This is a genomic window from uncultured Cyclobacterium sp., from assembly GCF_963977555.1.
Taxonomy (GTDB): domain Bacteria; phylum Bacteroidota; class Bacteroidia; order Cytophagales; family Cyclobacteriaceae; genus Cyclobacterium.
This window is the reverse complement of record NZ_CAXBPD010000005.1, coordinates 167,312-182,354: the sequence shown is the minus strand read 5'-3', so window position 1 is coordinate 182,354 and position 15,043 is coordinate 167,312. Positions and strand designations below refer to the sequence as shown.

Genomic DNA, 15,043 nt, shown 5'->3' with positions numbered 1-15,043 from the left:
TATGGCACAGAAAAAACCTTTTGCACTGCGCATAGATGAACGGCTGATGAAAGCCATGGAAAAATGGGCTACAGACGAGTTCAGAAGCACTAATGGACAATTGGAATGGTTGATTCATGACGCTTTAAAAAAAGCAGGCAGGTTACCGAAATCAAAAGAGGAAGACAAGTGAAATCGAAAGTTTTTAAATAAATAGGACCGTAATGACAAATATGATTTTTTAATACACTTGTTGAAAGGGTATTAAATACTTCATTGAAAAACGAAATTAAAGAGTACAGCAGTGGAGATAAGTAGGTTGTTTAGCTTGCTACCGTTATGAACGAATTATTACACGTATATGGAAAGTGTTGAAAAAAGTAATATTTATAAATTAATAGACAACCTTCTTGATAAAGCGAAGGAAGAACCCATGAAATATGGCGATCAACTGGTTAGAATTGGTGGTAGTGAAGTACATGAAAAATTGATTCATGTGCTAAAAACCGGTGATATGGATGACGCTTTTCTGGCTACAAGAGTGCTTGCCATGATGGACAATAAATCTGCTACTTTGGATGCCCTTTTTGAAGTGATTCATCTTCCTGCCAATCAGCAAAACAATGGGGGGTTGGTGTCTCTGGTAGAAGAATTTGATATCATTGATAAGTTTGTAGACCTATTTCGCATTTACATTTTTGGGAATTTTAAATCCTCATCACTCGCAAAGGTCCACCTTGACTATGCAGAGTTTGACATTACTCCTAGAACCTTAAAAAAAGCAGAAAAGCATTGGAATCATTTTCTTAACAATGCCTCAAATAATGATGGATTTGAATTGATAAAAGCCGAAGCTGGAACAATCTTAAAAGAATTGAAGGAAATCCTTGAAGAAGAAGAGTAGTAATATCCCCAACTTTCTGAGTAATTAAGCATTTACTACTTCCGTTAATGCTTAAATCACTATAGTGAAGTTTTACCTAATTTGAAAAATAATGAACCCAATGAAAACCAAGAATTGCCTTTTTTTGATTTTATTTTCACTAGTATTTCAGGTGTCCTTTGCACAGCAAAACTGGAAAGACATTACAACAGTGAAAGATTTATACCAGTCTTATCCTGAGACAGTAAAAGGAATATTTGATCATTTGGATTTAGACCTAAAGGGTTTAGAGAAAGTTAAAGCGGCAAGCGCTAAAGGGGATTGGGAGCGAGCTGCAAACGAATTATTGGCCTATTATAAAACATCTCAGAATGCATTAGGCTTGCGCAAGGCTTTACCTAAAGTAACTGCTAATAATATAACCGGGACTGATACTATTTTAAATGATGTGTTTACAATTCAAAATGTAAAAGGAAAAGTACCCTTACTTGAGAATGGCCATCGGGACTGGTATTATAAAGGACCGAACAATGACAAAGAATGGGCCTGGCTTTCAAATCGCCATACCCAACTTTCCAATGTGATGGGGGCATACTTTGAAACCGGAAACCCGAAATATGCCGAATACATGGACCTGTTTTTAAGAGATTTTATTTTGGCCAGCATGCCTTATCCAGCTGAAAAAAAAGGAGAATCTATTTGGCGAGGACTTGAGGTAGCCGCCCGAGTAAAGGTCTGGTCAAGGGTGTTTTACGGCATGCTTGAAAGTGATTATATCTCTCCAGCCACCAGGTTGTTAATCTTAAGTAGCCTTCCTGATCATGCCCATTACAATAGGAATTTCCATGGAGGGAACAATTGGTTGACAATGGAAATATCCTCCCTCGCTACCGTAGTCGCTTACTTTCCGGAGTACAAAGCTTCTACTGAGTGGATGGACTATGCAGTAGAAACAATGACTGAAAGTATGAGAGGGCAGATTTACCCAGATGGTGTTCAAACAGAACTTTCTTCCCATTATCACAATGTGTCAATGGTAAGTTTTGAATTGTTTAAGACCCTGTGTGATGAAGCCGGAAGGGAGCTTCCGGAATATTTTAACCAAACGATTGAAGACATGTACGGGTACATTGCAAAAGCGATTAGGCCAGATGGACATAGAATATTGAATAACGATGGTGACAGAGGTAGTGATCGCGCTATTATTTTAAGCGCTGCTGAAAAATACAATCACCCAGAATGGGCCTATTTGGCTAGTAATGGGAGTAAGGGTGAAAAACCAATGGAGGGGCCATCCTATTTGTTGCCTTGGGCAGGTCAACTAATTTCCAGGAGTGGTTATGATTCCATGGCTCATTGGTCCTTTTTTGACATTGGTCCTTGGGGAAGCGGTCACCAGCACAATGATAAATTGCATTTGTCCGTTTCAGCTTTTGGAAAAGACTTTCTTGTAGATGCAGGAAGGTATGCCTATACCGGTGAAGTTGCTGAAAAATTCCGTCCTTATGCCCTTAGTAGTAAAGGACATAATTTAGTTTTAATTGACGGTAAAGTTCAAAAGGATGGACCTCGGTTGGTAGAGAAGCCAGTTGACAGCAATACAGTAGAAATCACCGAGGAGTATGATTTTGCCTCTTCTTCCTTTGGAGAATTCATTGGACTGGAAGGACAAGCAAACCATAATAGGAGCCTTTTTTATGTTAGAGGTGAATTCTGGGTGGTGGTAGATAAAATTTCTACCGACCAAGCAAGGTCAATCAGTACTTTGTGGCATTGGCATCCTGATGCGGAGGTCAAACAATTTGGCAATTCTGTAGTAGGAAGTTATGCTGAAGGAAGCCTTGAGGTGATGCCTGTTGGCAATACCTCATTTGACATAGAGATGATTAAAGGTCAGGAAAAACCGGAAATTCAAGGCTGGTATAGTCCTGAATACAACCTGTACGAACCAAATATTGCTAGTATTTATACCAGTGATATAGCGGAAGGCTCAACTTTCGTGTGGTTGTTAATCCCTTCGGCTGGCAATGGTGATAGGCTCGTGACGCGAGCAAAAATTGTAGCTGAAACCAATAGTGGGTTGAAATTAGAAGTAAATTTTAAGGGCGATACCTGGGACCTCACTGTTCCTTTTGAAAAGAGTGAAGATTTAAGATTTGAAAAACGATAAGCATTGATTTGCTAGAAGAATTGTTTGTACGTTTTTTTAGAGTGACTTAATTCCAATACAATAAAGGCTTGTTTCTTAGGTAGAAACAAGCCTTTATTGTGTAATTTGATAGAAATCAGCGGGTTAAAGGAAATCGAAAATTTAATACAGTGTTTAATGGATTAAAGTCCAGTATAATTAAATGGCGTTATTTTCTTTAATTCTGTCTTTACTTCTTCCGAAACAGCAAGGCCACCAATGAATTCGCTGATTGAATTTTGTGTGATTTTTTCGTGTGTTCGAGTGAGTGCTTTAAGTGCCTCATAAGGCTTTGGGAATCCTTCTCTTCTGAGAACCGTTTGAATTGCTTCAGCTACTACTGCCCAATTCTCATCCAAATCTTTTTCTATGGCCGACTGGTTCAATTCCAGTTTTCCAATTCCTTTGTCAAGGGATAGGAAAGCAATTTGCATATGTGCCAACGGTACTCCTATAACACGCAATACAGTACTGTCCGTCAAGTCTCTTTGCAGACGACTGATGGGGAGTTTAGCAGATAAGTGTTCTAACAAAGCATTGGCTATTCCTAAGTTGCCTTCTGCATTCTCAAAATCTATAGGGTTGACCTTGTGTGGCATAGCAGATGAGCCTACTTCTCCAGCTTTTATCTTTTGTTTGAAGTAATTCATGGCAACATACTGCCAAATGTCTTTACTAAAATCAAGAAGTATGGTATTGATTCTTTTCAGGCCATCAAAGTGTGCCGCAAAATGATCATAATGCTCGATCTGGGTGGTTGGATAGCTTCTACTCAATCCCAAGTTTTTAGAAACCAGATCGTTTGCAAAGTTATTCCAATCAATTTCTGGGAAAGCGACATGGTGTGCATTCATATTGCCAGTTGCGCCACCAAATTTCGCAGCGAAAGGGATCGCATTTAGCAATTCCAATTGCGCAGATAGGCGGCTAACAAATACTTCAAATTCCTTGCCTAGTCGAGTAGGGGATGCTGGTTGCCCATGTGTCTTGGCCAACATCGGTACGGCTTTCCATTCTTCAGCACGCGCTTGAATTTTTTCTTGAACCTGTAGCAATGCAGGCATTATGACCGCCTTAATGCCGTCCCTGTACATCATGGGCACAGCAGTATTGTTGATGTCTTGAGAGGTCAAGCCAAAGTGAATAAACTCTACTACACCTTCTAGTCCCAAAGCTGTGAATTTATCCTTCAAAAAATACTCTACTGCTTTGACATCATGATTGGTTACTTTTTCAATGTCCTTGATGGCCTGCGCATCAGCTTCAGTAAATTCCTTTTCTATAGATCTGATTCGCTCAAATTGTTCCGGTTTTACACTGCTTAGCTGAGGCAGCGGTAATTCACAAAGTGCTATAAAATATTCAATCTCAACTTTCACCCTGTACCGAATCAATGCATATTCAGAAAAATAGGCCATTAAAGGGCTGGTTTTAGAGGCATATCTGCCATCTATTGAAGAGATTGCGGTAAGAGGATTGAGTTTCATAATAGGTGTATAATTCAATTGAGGGACAAAAATAATTGTTATTCTTCAAAAGACGAGGCTATCATTGAATTAATATAAAATAAAAGGGACTTCTGTCTCCAGAAGTCCCTTAAAATAAACATTGTTGTATTAATTAATAGTTGGGATAGTTTCGTATCAATTGAATTCGGAGTGCCTCAGATGAATTGCTGGCTGCCTGAACTTTCCCTCTGACCACAAGGGTGTAAATTCTTCCCTCCCTCAAGTTTACATCATTTAGGCGTACCAGTTCATCAAGGTCATTGCCAGGAGATTTCAGGATTAAGTCTGTTTCACCATGATCAACATTGATGAAATCAGTGATTTCCATGTAGGGAAGGCCTTCTATGATAGCGTCTTCCTTGTCTCTCTGGTATAAAGTTACTTCCGGCCCATCTGATGCCAAATGAACAAGCCGAACAAGTGCTTTTCCACTAACAGGCAATTCTAGGCTGTCTTCTACAAATAGCGTAGTAAAGTCATCTTCTTTTTCTGCCATGAAAAAAGAGTATACCTTTTCTACTTCAAGTTTCACTGCTGTATCCAATACCGATTGGCCCGATTCAATGTCAATAAATGAAAAATTTCGGTCACCGGTATAAAAATACCAATAGTCAATATAGTTGCCAAAATCAAATGGTTTTCTATCATAAACCGTACTGTCTACTTTGATTTTGATGTCAGCGGTGGCATTGGTTCCATTGTAGAAGGAAACATATGCGGTGGGGGTATTCGGAGATTGATTAAGGTCATCATCGTTCACGTCCAAGCAAGAAAAAGTAAACGGAATCATCAACAACATTAGGAATTGTTTTCCCCTTAACCTTGGCCATTTCTTCAAGTTATTTATTTTTGCATTCATACTGTTATAGTTGTTTAGTCTTGTAATGCCAGTACGAGAAGAAGTATTCAAGTGCTACATCGTGCTGAAAAAAAGTTAAAGGTAATTGGTCAATTAATTATCTGGGAGCATCGATGAGGTAAACTTAATCCTATAAAGGAATTTGTGGGATGAGCTTGACAAAGGCAAATATTAACTGATTCTGAAGGGTAATAGACATGATTAATATCAGCTAATGCTTTTTTTCAGGTTAAAGTTTGCTAAGTATTTTTTCTCCTAATAGGTAATTGGAAAAGAGTATGTTAATTTTGCATGAATTGCTTTACAAACTATTCCGAATATAAGAATGCTGTTTAAACTCTTTAAAAATAAAAAAAATGATCTCGAAAAAGATGATCATTACCTTACGCTTAGAATTAGAGAAACTGTAAAAGAAACATCTGATACGGTAACTGTCTACTTTGATCAGCCGGATCCTATCATGGAATACCTACCAGGTCAATTTCTTACCCTTATTGTTGAGATTAATGGGAAACAGGAGAGGAGATCATACAGTCTATCAACTTCACCCTTTATTGACCCGTTTCCAGGCATAACTGTTAAAAGACTGGAAGGAGGCCTGGTCTCAAACCTTGTTAATGATACCTTTGTTCCTGGTAAGAGGGTTACGGTAATGAAGCCATTGGGGCATTTTGTTTCAGATTACCATTCTCAAAACCAGAGAAAATATGGGATGTTTGCTGGTGGTAGTGGAATTACGCCTGTTATGGGTATAATCAAATCGATTCTGGTCAATGAACCAAAATCTACTGTACACTTATTGTATTGCAGTCGGTCACAGGACATGATTATTTTTGATAAGGAATTAAAGGCACTTGCTGAAAAATATCCTGAGAAACTTCATGTATCTCACAATCTGACACAGCCTCAACCAGGATGGGAAGGTGAAAAAGGAAGGCTGGATCAAGCGAAAGTGAATGCGTTTTTTACCACCCATTTTAATTCTTTCTCTGAAAATCAACGCTTTTTTGTCTGTGGACCAGAAGGGATGATGAAAACTGCTCAGGAAAGTTTGACTCGCCTTGAGGTGAAAAAGGAATTTATACACAGCGAAAATTTCCACCTGGATAAAGTGGAAAACTTAGAGGAGGAATCTCTTCAGGGCGTAATTGACAGACCTGTTAAAATAGTATTAGAAGGGGAAGAATATTCCTTCGATGTAACCCCTGGTAAAACCATTTTGGAAGCGGGATTGGATGAGGGCTTGAACATGCCTTATTCATGTCAGAGTGGGCTTTGTACTGCCTGCCGAGGGAAATTGCTTTCCGGTGAAGTGAAAATGGATGAGGATGCGGGATTAAGCGAAAATGAAATTGAAGAAGGTTATGTACTTTGCTGTTCAGCCAAACCAATTAATTCGGAGGTAAAGATTCAAATCGATTGATGAATTCAGAAAATCAAGTTAAATTAATGAAAAAAGACTTCCGTGTTTTAGAACGGAATGTTTTGATATTAATAGCTATCCCCTTGCCCGTATTTGCTTTTGCGTATATGTACGTTTCAAGTGGTAACCTGGAATTTAATTTGCCAGAGCTTCCCCAAGTATTTAACTATGTGATTTTAGGGCTTGTTAGTGCAATGCTTTTAATGCAGCAAGTTGCCTATACCAATCGCATTAAGGCCATTAGAAAAACTTCTGATGACATCAATCAGAAAGTCAAGGGTTATGGCAGAGCTATCTTTTTGAAGTATTGGCATTTGTTTTGGATAGGCTTATTGAGTGCTTTTGGGCTATTTTTTTATGAAAATCAAGGGTTCACTATAGCTTATGCGGTAACCTTAATATTTGTTTCCTTGTCTAAACCCATGCCCAATAGGGTGGTAAATGCGTTACATTTAAAAGGAGAAGAGAAGGAAATGGTGATGGATATCCAGAAAAGGGATGAACAGGACTGATAAATTCAATCGCCAATCTTTTGTTTTACATTTACAAAGGATTGGCGATTTTCAATTTAAAGTTGTTGAATGGAAATATTGCCTGATCCTACCTTGCCGCTAATCGTAGAGCTTTTACCATTTTGAATGTGGATAGACTTATTGCCTGAGCGATTTCCCACCTTAATGTTTCCGCTTCCGGCTCTCATCTCAAAATTATAATCATTCAAATCACTTGAGGTAGTGATATGAATGTTGCCCGATGATCCGTTCATACTTGTGGTTGTTCCAAGTCCGGCATGTTCTGCCTTAATATTACCGGAAGTTATTTCCAGTTGACCAAGTTCTCCTATTTGGTTCAATTTCATGTTTCCAGATGTAAGCTGTGCATTAAGCAGTCCGGAAATGGCATTGGCCTTTAGTTGTCCGCTAGTAGCTTTGAAATTCAAATTGCCTCTTACATCTTCTATTGAAGCATTTCCAGAAGAGACCTTGCAATCCACGTTTCCCATTAAATGGGCCAATTGGATATTCCCAGAAGATGCTTTCAAAAGGATGTCGCCTTTGACATCAAAAACTTTTACTTGTCCTGAACTTGCTTCAATTTGATGGGAGGGGGCATTTACCCCAGATATTACTACCGATCCTGAGCTTGATTTAACAGACAGTTGCATGCTAGCAGGGCCGTCTATTTTGATGTACTTTTTACTGCCTCTGTGTTCATTGGAGCCATTGTAAGCAATTTTTAAAGTGTTGCCAACCGTTATCATAACAAGATTTTTATCTGCATTTTCTTCTTGGCCTAGAAAAGCCTCAAGATCGAGTTGCTTGGCATTCTCTTTTCCTTCATATTGAATTTCAATGGCACCGGATTTTATTTCAAGTTTTTGAATTTCTGAAAAAGACTTATTAATAATTTCCTGACCTTTAGAAGATTCAATGCCTATAAATAATAAAGTAATGAATAGAAAGAAATATTTATTGTGTGACTTCATGGTGATTTGGGTTGTGAGTTATTAAAATACTAGCCCAAAACTAAAGGGATGAAGATTTGGGTTTAAAGGTTGCTGAAACAAAGGGTTAAAGTCATAGGTGCTAAAGAAAGTTACGCTTCTAAAACCTATTTCACCTCTGATTCCAAACCTGACATTGTTTAAATAGCCTCCAGCAGATGTTTTGTCTTTTTTACGACCCGAACCACCGATTTCTCTGTAGACAAATTTACTTCTTCCTCCCAATCTATATCCAGCGTAAGGGCCAATGGCCACGCGAAGGCCATCTCGACCACTATCATTTAATTTACCAAAGTCTAACCTGTACATGGTAAGCACATTTAAATACGAAGCCGATACCTTACTTTTAAAACCATTGACGTCTGTTCGGTTGACAAAAGCTACACCGTTTTCTGTTCCCAATATTTGATAATTGGGATTGTCAAGTTTGAAATTGTACCAGCTCAACCCAAGGCCGAAATCCCAATATTTACCTTTGGATAGTTTTTGACTGGCCATCCAGTTCCAACCAATGTTCCAACTGCCCCAGCCTTTTGGGCTGTAAGCATTCCCATCTCCTGGAATATTTCCATTTTCAAATAGTGTATTAATACCTATATCTGTATTGATATAAGTTCGGAAGTCAGGATCTTTTTCTTTTTTAGGACCGGTGATTATTTTTACTTTGGTACGGTTACCTGATTCATCCACAATTACCTTGTATCTTCCTACAGTTACTTCGGTCTCGTCTGTGTCTTCATAAATGGTTACTATTTCTTTATGGCCGTCTTTTTGTTTAATCTCCACAACAGTGAGCTCACCATTTTTCGAGGAAGTTGGCAAATCAAGCTCTTTTATTATTTGATTGATGTCCATTTTTTTTAATCTTTCGAAATCATCAGGATTATCAATTACAAATACCATTTTTCCTGAGCTTCCAAACTCAACAATGATGCTGTCATTCAGAGGTTTGTCCTCTGGAATTGTCGGGAATGCGAATGCCACCTGAACCAATGCAATAAGTATTGAGAGCATTAAATATCTTTTCATATTTCTAAATATATAGTTAGTTAGTTTTTCTTTTATCACGTTTTGTTGTAAGAGAAGCGAATAGATTGTTTTTGGCATCTTGTAAGCCTCCAAAACCCTCATCGACTTTTGTGAAAAAGCCACCTATTTTATTCTCAAGCTCTTCCACCAGCTTTTCTTTTTCTGGCTGGATAGCATAGCCATTCGAGACTATCTTTACGCTATAATCAATTTTGGTATCCTTTTTCTCTTCTTCCACCAAAGCTATGTTCGGATCAAAAGTATGTTGATCAATAGAGGCTGTTGTTAAAACATTCCTTTTTGGAATGTCAATGTCTTCTAAAACCTGATGAAGTTGCTCCCTAGAGCGGTCACTTTTTGGTTCTGCCTTTTTTACCACAGCTAAAGATTCATCTCTTTTGGCAGTGGAGCTTTTCTGTGCTTCTATTTTATTGGCATGTGTTTGTAAATTTGCATCTATTGAATTGATATTATCTTTCTTTATGAGTTTCCTAATAGGAGGGATACTGAAAGGTGCTTTTTCAATTAACTTGGTGTCACTTACGGATAAAGTAGCGATGTTTTTCAAATTTTGATCTAAAGGGTTATACATCAACCAAAATGAAATTAAAACCACAGCCGCAGCTGCTACCCATTTCCACCAGATGAGCATGACAGGTTTTTCTTTATTGTCCAACCGACAAGACAATTTATCCCAAACTTCCGGGTTAGGAGTAACGGCATGATTGGCTAAAGTGCTTTTAAACAATTTGTCTAAATTATTTATTTTATCTGCCATCGCTTTTTATTTTTAATGAACTGGGAGCTATTTGCTTTTGTAGAAGTGACCTGGCTCTGCTTAGTTGAGACTTGGAGGTATTTTCTGCGATTCCTAATAACTCGCTAATCTCTTTATGTGTATAACCTTCTATGGCATAGAGGTTGAAAACCGTTCTATAGCCAACAGGAAGGGAGGCAACTAGTTTTAACAACTCTTCCGCTTCTATATTACCAAGAATCAGATTTGGAGAAGCAATATGGTTTTGATCCTCCCAATCCACTTCCATAAGCAACTTCTTGTTTTTTCTAAGGGTAAGTAAAGCTTGTGTTACCATTATTCTTTTCATCCATCCTTCAAAACTTCCCTCACTCCTGTAAGTGTTTAAATTTTGAAATATCTTCATAAATCCCTCCACCATCACGTCCTGAGCCAGGTCGTGGTCTTTAATATAACGCAAACAAATACTTAGAAATTTTCCAGAAAACTGGTCGTATAAACCTCTTTGGCTTTTTCTGTCTCCTTTAAGGCAACCTTTGATCAGAGCGATCTCTTTATCTGTAAAGTTTTCTTTGGACGACATTTTTTTTTGCTTTCAATAAGGTAGATACCTTTGAGTTAAAAAAGGTTGCATGCCAAAGGTGTAAAAATTAACAAAAATTAAATAATTAAAGTTTTATTAAGGTAAAAATTTGATAATCAATAAATTGAAATTTAGAAAGAAGCTTTATAATCTATGGTTATTTCAATTTTACTCCATTCGTTTTCTTCCACCTTCACTGGGTGAATATAGCTGTCTAGGTCAAAGATACTAGCGAAATACCCCTTTTCTTCTACAGTGAAAATCGAATATTTGCCAGGCGGAAGTTTTACTGAAAATTCACCCTCATTATTAGTTTCCACCGAGGCAACTAGAGGGGTCTCAATGTTTCCAAATAGGTAATCACCTAAACTAGCCTCATTAATGTGTGTGAGTTGATGGATTTGAATTGTTCTTTTAACGGGCTTTTTAGCCGCAGGAGAAACAGATTTAGAGCCCTCACTTGTAGCCTGAGGCATTTGATTTCCCTCTACCCAAAAAATTTGCCCTTTAATTCCCTGGGTACTTATTTTATTGGTTTTACATGAACTGAATAAAAATAAGGACAGAATACAGACATATATTAAACTAGAAAATTTATTCATCAGGACTCAATTAAAGTTCGTTTACCATTATTGAAATGCAGACCTTATCTTTAAATACCTGTGAATAATACAAAGGACTCCAGGTATTCTGGATTTATGGTGTTCCAATCATATTTTTCTTTCAAAATTCCGGCCAATTCTTCACGGGCCTTGGGCTCACCATGAATTAAGAAGGTGAATTTTGGTTTTGTAATGAAATTGTCGCACCAATCTACCAACTCTTTTTGGTCAGCATGTGCCGATAATCCATCAATAAAATAAGTTTTCGCCTTGACAGGAATGGCTATGCCATAAATCCAACATGTTTCATCTCCTTCTAGGATTTTACGGCCTCTGGTGCCTTCGGCTTGATAGCCTACAAACACTACACTGTCCTGTTTGTTTGGTAAACGGTGGTAAAGATGGTGTAAAATCCTGCCTCCAGTTGCCATGCCGCTTGCAGATATGATTATAGCATGGCTTTTTACATTGTTTAAGCTAATAGAGGATTCCTGGTCCCTATAATAATGGAGGTTTTTGTGATGAAATGGATTGGATTCATGGTTTTCCAAAGAGGGTGCTAAATGGTGGTATTCTGGAAATTTCTTGTATAAGCCTGTAACATCAATGGCCATAGGGCTGTCAATATAAATAGGTACCTGAGGTATAAACCCTTTTTGCTGCAGACGATGGAGGTAGAAAAGAATCATTTGAGTTCTACCAACAGCAAAAGAAGGTATAAGGGCAACGCCGCCATTATTACAAGTTTCTCGAATTACTTTTCCCAACTGCCTGTCTATTTCGCTTGATTCATTGACTCGGTCCCCATATGTGGACTCTAAAAACAATACATCGACAAATGGGATTTCAGCGGGGGGATTTAAAATTGGATCTTTGAACCGTCCGAGATCGCCCGAAAATACTATGCTTTTTTCCTGTTGATCGCCTTTGATTTGCAATTTTAATATGGCTGCACCAAGGATATGCCCCGCATTATAGGCAACTAAACTTAAGCTTTCATTGATTTTTACTTCTTGGTTGAAAGATATGGGGTGCAAGTTAGGAAAGACGTTTTCCGCATCTTCTCTGGTGAACAATGGCTCGGGATTTTCATGTTTGGAGTACCCCTTTTTTCTTGCAAACTTGGCCTCTTCTTCCTGCAATTTCCCAGCATCCAATAGCAAGATCTTCACCAATTCAAGTGAAGCTTCAGTAAGGTAAATTGGGCCTTTGAAGCCATCTTTTATAAGTTTGGGCAGGTATCCTGAATGGTCAATATGAGCATGGGTTAATAAGACTACATCTATTGAATCTGGTGTTATTGGGAAAGTTTCTCGATTTCTTAACCGGTTCTCTTTTATGCCCTGAAACAAACCGCAATCCACAAGAACTTTAAGTGCGCCTATTTCTAAGAAAAATCTTGAACCTGTAACTGTGCCAGCAGCTCCTAGGAATTTTACTTTTACATCCATGGTTTTAACAATTTGAGCTTTTGTCGGCCTATATCATTTCTTGGGTTAGGCTATGTTTCCTATGTAAAATATAATTTTATTCTTTTTAATCCTAAGTTTAAAGGAAGGAAGTTACTGGCTAACTCTAAAACTGTTTTTTACTGGTGTCGCTGTAGTAATGACGGTCTATAGGAATGTATGTTATACTTAAACACAAGCGGCTAATTCACTACAAATTAGCTACTTGTTTTGAATGTCAATGTTCAATAGGGGTTTGTTTCTTTCTTCCTCATAAAATAATCCGGCGGGCAAATTTTAAGGATAACTTTTTACGGCAATTTCCACTAGTCAAACAGCTGGATGACTATTTTTCCATAAAATAACTATTCTTATAAATGGACCGGGAGACACTGTCAGCTGGCGATTGCTTATGGTCATTGGTACAGTTTAAGCAAAGTAGTCCGTTTTCATTGAACACCCAAAAGTTCCGGTTGTTGACATCCCTGCTTTTGTACCCATCCTGGCCAAAGCTGTATTTAATTATTGACAGTAGTTTTCGGTCAACAACAAAAGCTTTATTTTGAGGAATGTACAAGGTTTGATCCAAACGCTGCATCCTGAATTTGGTCGAATCAGGAAAAGAAAGGCTCTTGTCAAAAACCAGTACACTATCTGTAAGGACTAATTCATAAGACACTTTTGAAGCATTCTCAATGGCATCCTTATTATTAGAGCCTTTTGAAATAAATTTCTGATTGACAAGCATTTCATTTTTTTCATGCCCTTTCAGCTGGAGTTTTACAAGGCCAAGTTCACCTTCGTCGATTCCACTCCTATCCGCGGTCAATACAAGAATTTCCTCAGGCATGTCCATTGTTTGGTCTACCGTGAAACTTCCCTCAGATTTAAACTGGCCTATTATTTTTGGTGCTTGGAAAGCCCCTGCTAGGATACACATAATCCAAATACCAAAGATCACCAAGCCAAACCTACCATCTATCAGGTTCCTCTTAATCAAAACACTTATTCCTAATAGTACCAATACGATACTCGGAATAAACACAATTATGGATAGTGCAATGGCCAGCCATACAGGGAGTAGTTCGGCAATGGTATTGATCGGGAACCCGTCAAACATACCTGACCAATCGTTGTTGGAAAGCATCTCAGTATAAAGCCCCAAAAAGGCAAGTGGGACAATTAAAATAATCATTCCCAAGGTGAAAATGAAAAGGCCAAAAATAACCCTGACGATGGCCAATAAAAATGCGCCGAATGGTCCAAGGGCCTTTCCCAATAGATTTATTGCGCGACCTAAAAACCGGAAAGGAGCGAGCAATAATTTTTTTGAGGTGGATTCCTCCTTAGGATTTTCAGTGGATAAATTTTGCTGAATGGTAGTTTCAATATTGCTCAAAGTTATCGCTCCTCCCTTCATTTCAATTCGTTCAGTAATGGACTTGGCCATGGGCGTGATAATCCATAGGATAAAATAAAGTACGAACCCAGACCCACCAGCAAAGGTTAATCCTACAAAGGCCAGGCGAACCCAAATCACATCAATATCAAAATAGGCAGATAAACCGCTACCCACACCTCCTAAGACCCTGTCATCTGGGTTTCTGTATAGCTTTTTTATGTTTTTGTCTTCCGGTTTGTCATAGGAAACAGGGAGTATGATCCATAATAATATATAAGCTATTATTGTCCACCAGCCAATTGCTGTGTCTATTTCAAATCCTTCCGAAAAAAATGGAAGATGAAGTCCATTAAAATGTAAGCCTCCGCTAAATAATAATAATATGGTGATGAGCCTTGTCCATAATGGGTCGATGGAGAAGTAGTGCGCAAACCCTGCACAAACGCCACCCAGAATTTTGCCATTGACGAGCCTTGTTAACTTTTTATATCCTTTACCTGCATTTTGTTCTGGGGGCGTTACATATTTATAAAAGTCATTGCCCGATTCCTCCGCTTGGGGCTCTTCTGTCCCCATATCTTGTTCAATAGCCTTGAAATCTGCTATTGTACCCATTTTCTGGATAAGATTGGAGACGTTATCTGCTGTGATAACTTGCTTGTTGTTTTTTAGGTTGCTGAGGAAAATTTCTGCAATCCTATTTTCGATATCGGTAATGATTTCTTGATTGCCCTCATAATGAGAAAAATGTTGGTTGATTGCATCTAAATAGTTCTTTAATGCAGTATATCCATCTTCTTCAATATGGAAAAGGATGCCACTGATATTTATGCTGATTGTCTTTTTCATGATTTAAATGACTAAGGTCAAGAAAATAA

General features: G+C 38.2%; 14 protein-coding genes. 5 read left to right on the top strand and 9 right to left on the bottom strand.

Annotated elements, in window-relative coordinates:
* Position 1 precedes the first annotated feature (1 nt).
* From AAC073_RS08015 to AAC073_RS08005, 3 genes are all read left to right on the top strand, one after another.
* Positions 2-172, top strand: a complete 171-nt coding sequence (locus AAC073_RS08015) for an Arc family DNA binding domain-containing protein (RefSeq protein WP_339923334.1) — start codon at positions 2-4, stop codon at positions 170-172.
* Between the two features lie 168 nt (positions 173-340).
* On the top strand, positions 341-883 hold the full coding sequence (locus AAC073_RS08010; protein WP_339923333.1) for a HEAT repeat domain-containing protein: 543 nt from the start codon (positions 341-343) through the stop codon (positions 881-883).
* Positions 884-983: 100 nt separating this feature from the next.
* Positions 984-3,032, top strand: a complete 2,049-nt coding sequence (locus AAC073_RS08005) for an alginate lyase family protein (protein ID WP_339923332.1) — start codon at positions 984-986, stop codon at positions 3,030-3,032.
* A 161-nt stretch (positions 3,033-3,193) separates the two neighbouring features.
* Here AAC073_RS08005 and purB read toward each other — a convergent pair whose 3' ends face one another.
* Both purB and AAC073_RS07995 read right to left on the bottom strand, forming a co-directional pair.
* Positions 3,194-4,537 carry an adenylosuccinate lyase gene (gene purB / locus AAC073_RS08000; RefSeq protein ID WP_339923331.1) on the bottom strand — a complete coding sequence of 448 codons (1,344 nt, stop codon included), beginning with the start codon at positions 4,535-4,537 and terminating at the stop codon, positions 3,194-3,196.
* 133 nt (positions 4,538-4,670) lie between these two features.
* Complete coding sequence (locus AAC073_RS07995) at positions 4,671-5,417, bottom strand: DUF4397 domain-containing protein (protein ID WP_339923330.1); 747 nt, start codon at positions 5,415-5,417, stop codon at positions 4,671-4,673.
* 325 nt (positions 5,418-5,742) lie between these two features.
* Between AAC073_RS07995 and AAC073_RS07990 the strand changes: the two genes are divergently transcribed.
* Both AAC073_RS07990 and AAC073_RS07985 read left to right on the top strand, forming a co-directional pair.
* Complete coding sequence (locus tag AAC073_RS07990) at positions 5,743-6,840, top strand: ferredoxin--NADP reductase (protein ID WP_339923329.1); 1,098 nt, start codon at positions 5,743-5,745, stop codon at positions 6,838-6,840.
* 26 nt (positions 6,841-6,866) lie between these two features.
* Positions 6,867-7,352, top strand: a complete 486-nt coding sequence (locus AAC073_RS07985) for a hypothetical protein (protein ID WP_339923328.1) — start codon at positions 6,867-6,869, stop codon at positions 7,350-7,352.
* A gap of 56 nt (positions 7,353-7,408) precedes the next feature.
* On the opposite strand, the gene AAC073_RS07980 is transcribed toward AAC073_RS07985, so the two are convergent.
* From AAC073_RS07980 to AAC073_RS07950, 7 genes are all read right to left on the bottom strand, one after another.
* The gene (locus AAC073_RS07980) at positions 7,409-8,326 is read right to left on the bottom strand and encodes a DUF4097 family beta strand repeat-containing protein (protein WP_339923327.1); all 918 of its coding nucleotides are present in this window, start codon (positions 8,324-8,326) and stop codon (positions 7,409-7,411) included.
* 21 nt (positions 8,327-8,347) lie between these two features.
* The gene (locus AAC073_RS07975) at positions 8,348-9,373 is read right to left on the bottom strand and encodes a hypothetical protein (RefSeq protein ID WP_339923326.1); all 1,026 of its coding nucleotides are present in this window, start codon (positions 9,371-9,373) and stop codon (positions 8,348-8,350) included.
* Between the two features lie 16 nt (positions 9,374-9,389).
* On the bottom strand, positions 9,390-10,151 hold the full coding sequence (locus AAC073_RS07970) for a hypothetical protein (RefSeq protein ID WP_339923325.1): 762 nt from the start codon (positions 10,149-10,151) through the stop codon (positions 9,390-9,392).
* On the bottom strand, positions 10,141-10,713 hold the full coding sequence (locus AAC073_RS07965; protein WP_339923324.1) for a sigma-70 family RNA polymerase sigma factor: 573 nt from the start codon (positions 10,711-10,713) through the stop codon (positions 10,141-10,143). The genes AAC073_RS07970 and AAC073_RS07965 overlap by 11 nt, the downstream gene beginning before the upstream one ends.
* Before the next feature lie 131 nt (positions 10,714-10,844).
* Positions 10,845-11,315 carry a carboxypeptidase regulatory-like domain-containing protein gene (locus AAC073_RS07960; protein WP_339923323.1) on the bottom strand — a complete coding sequence of 157 codons (471 nt, stop codon included), beginning with the start codon at positions 11,313-11,315 and terminating at the stop codon, positions 10,845-10,847.
* 50 nt (positions 11,316-11,365) lie between these two features.
* Complete coding sequence (locus tag AAC073_RS07955) at positions 11,366-12,766, bottom strand: MBL fold metallo-hydrolase (protein WP_339923322.1); 1,401 nt, start codon at positions 12,764-12,766, stop codon at positions 11,366-11,368.
* A 343-nt stretch (positions 12,767-13,109) separates the two neighbouring features.
* Entirely contained in the window at positions 13,110-15,014 is a 1,905-nt protein-coding gene (locus AAC073_RS07950) for a PspC domain-containing protein (RefSeq protein WP_339923321.1), read from the bottom strand.
* Positions 15,015-15,043 lie beyond the last annotated feature (29 nt).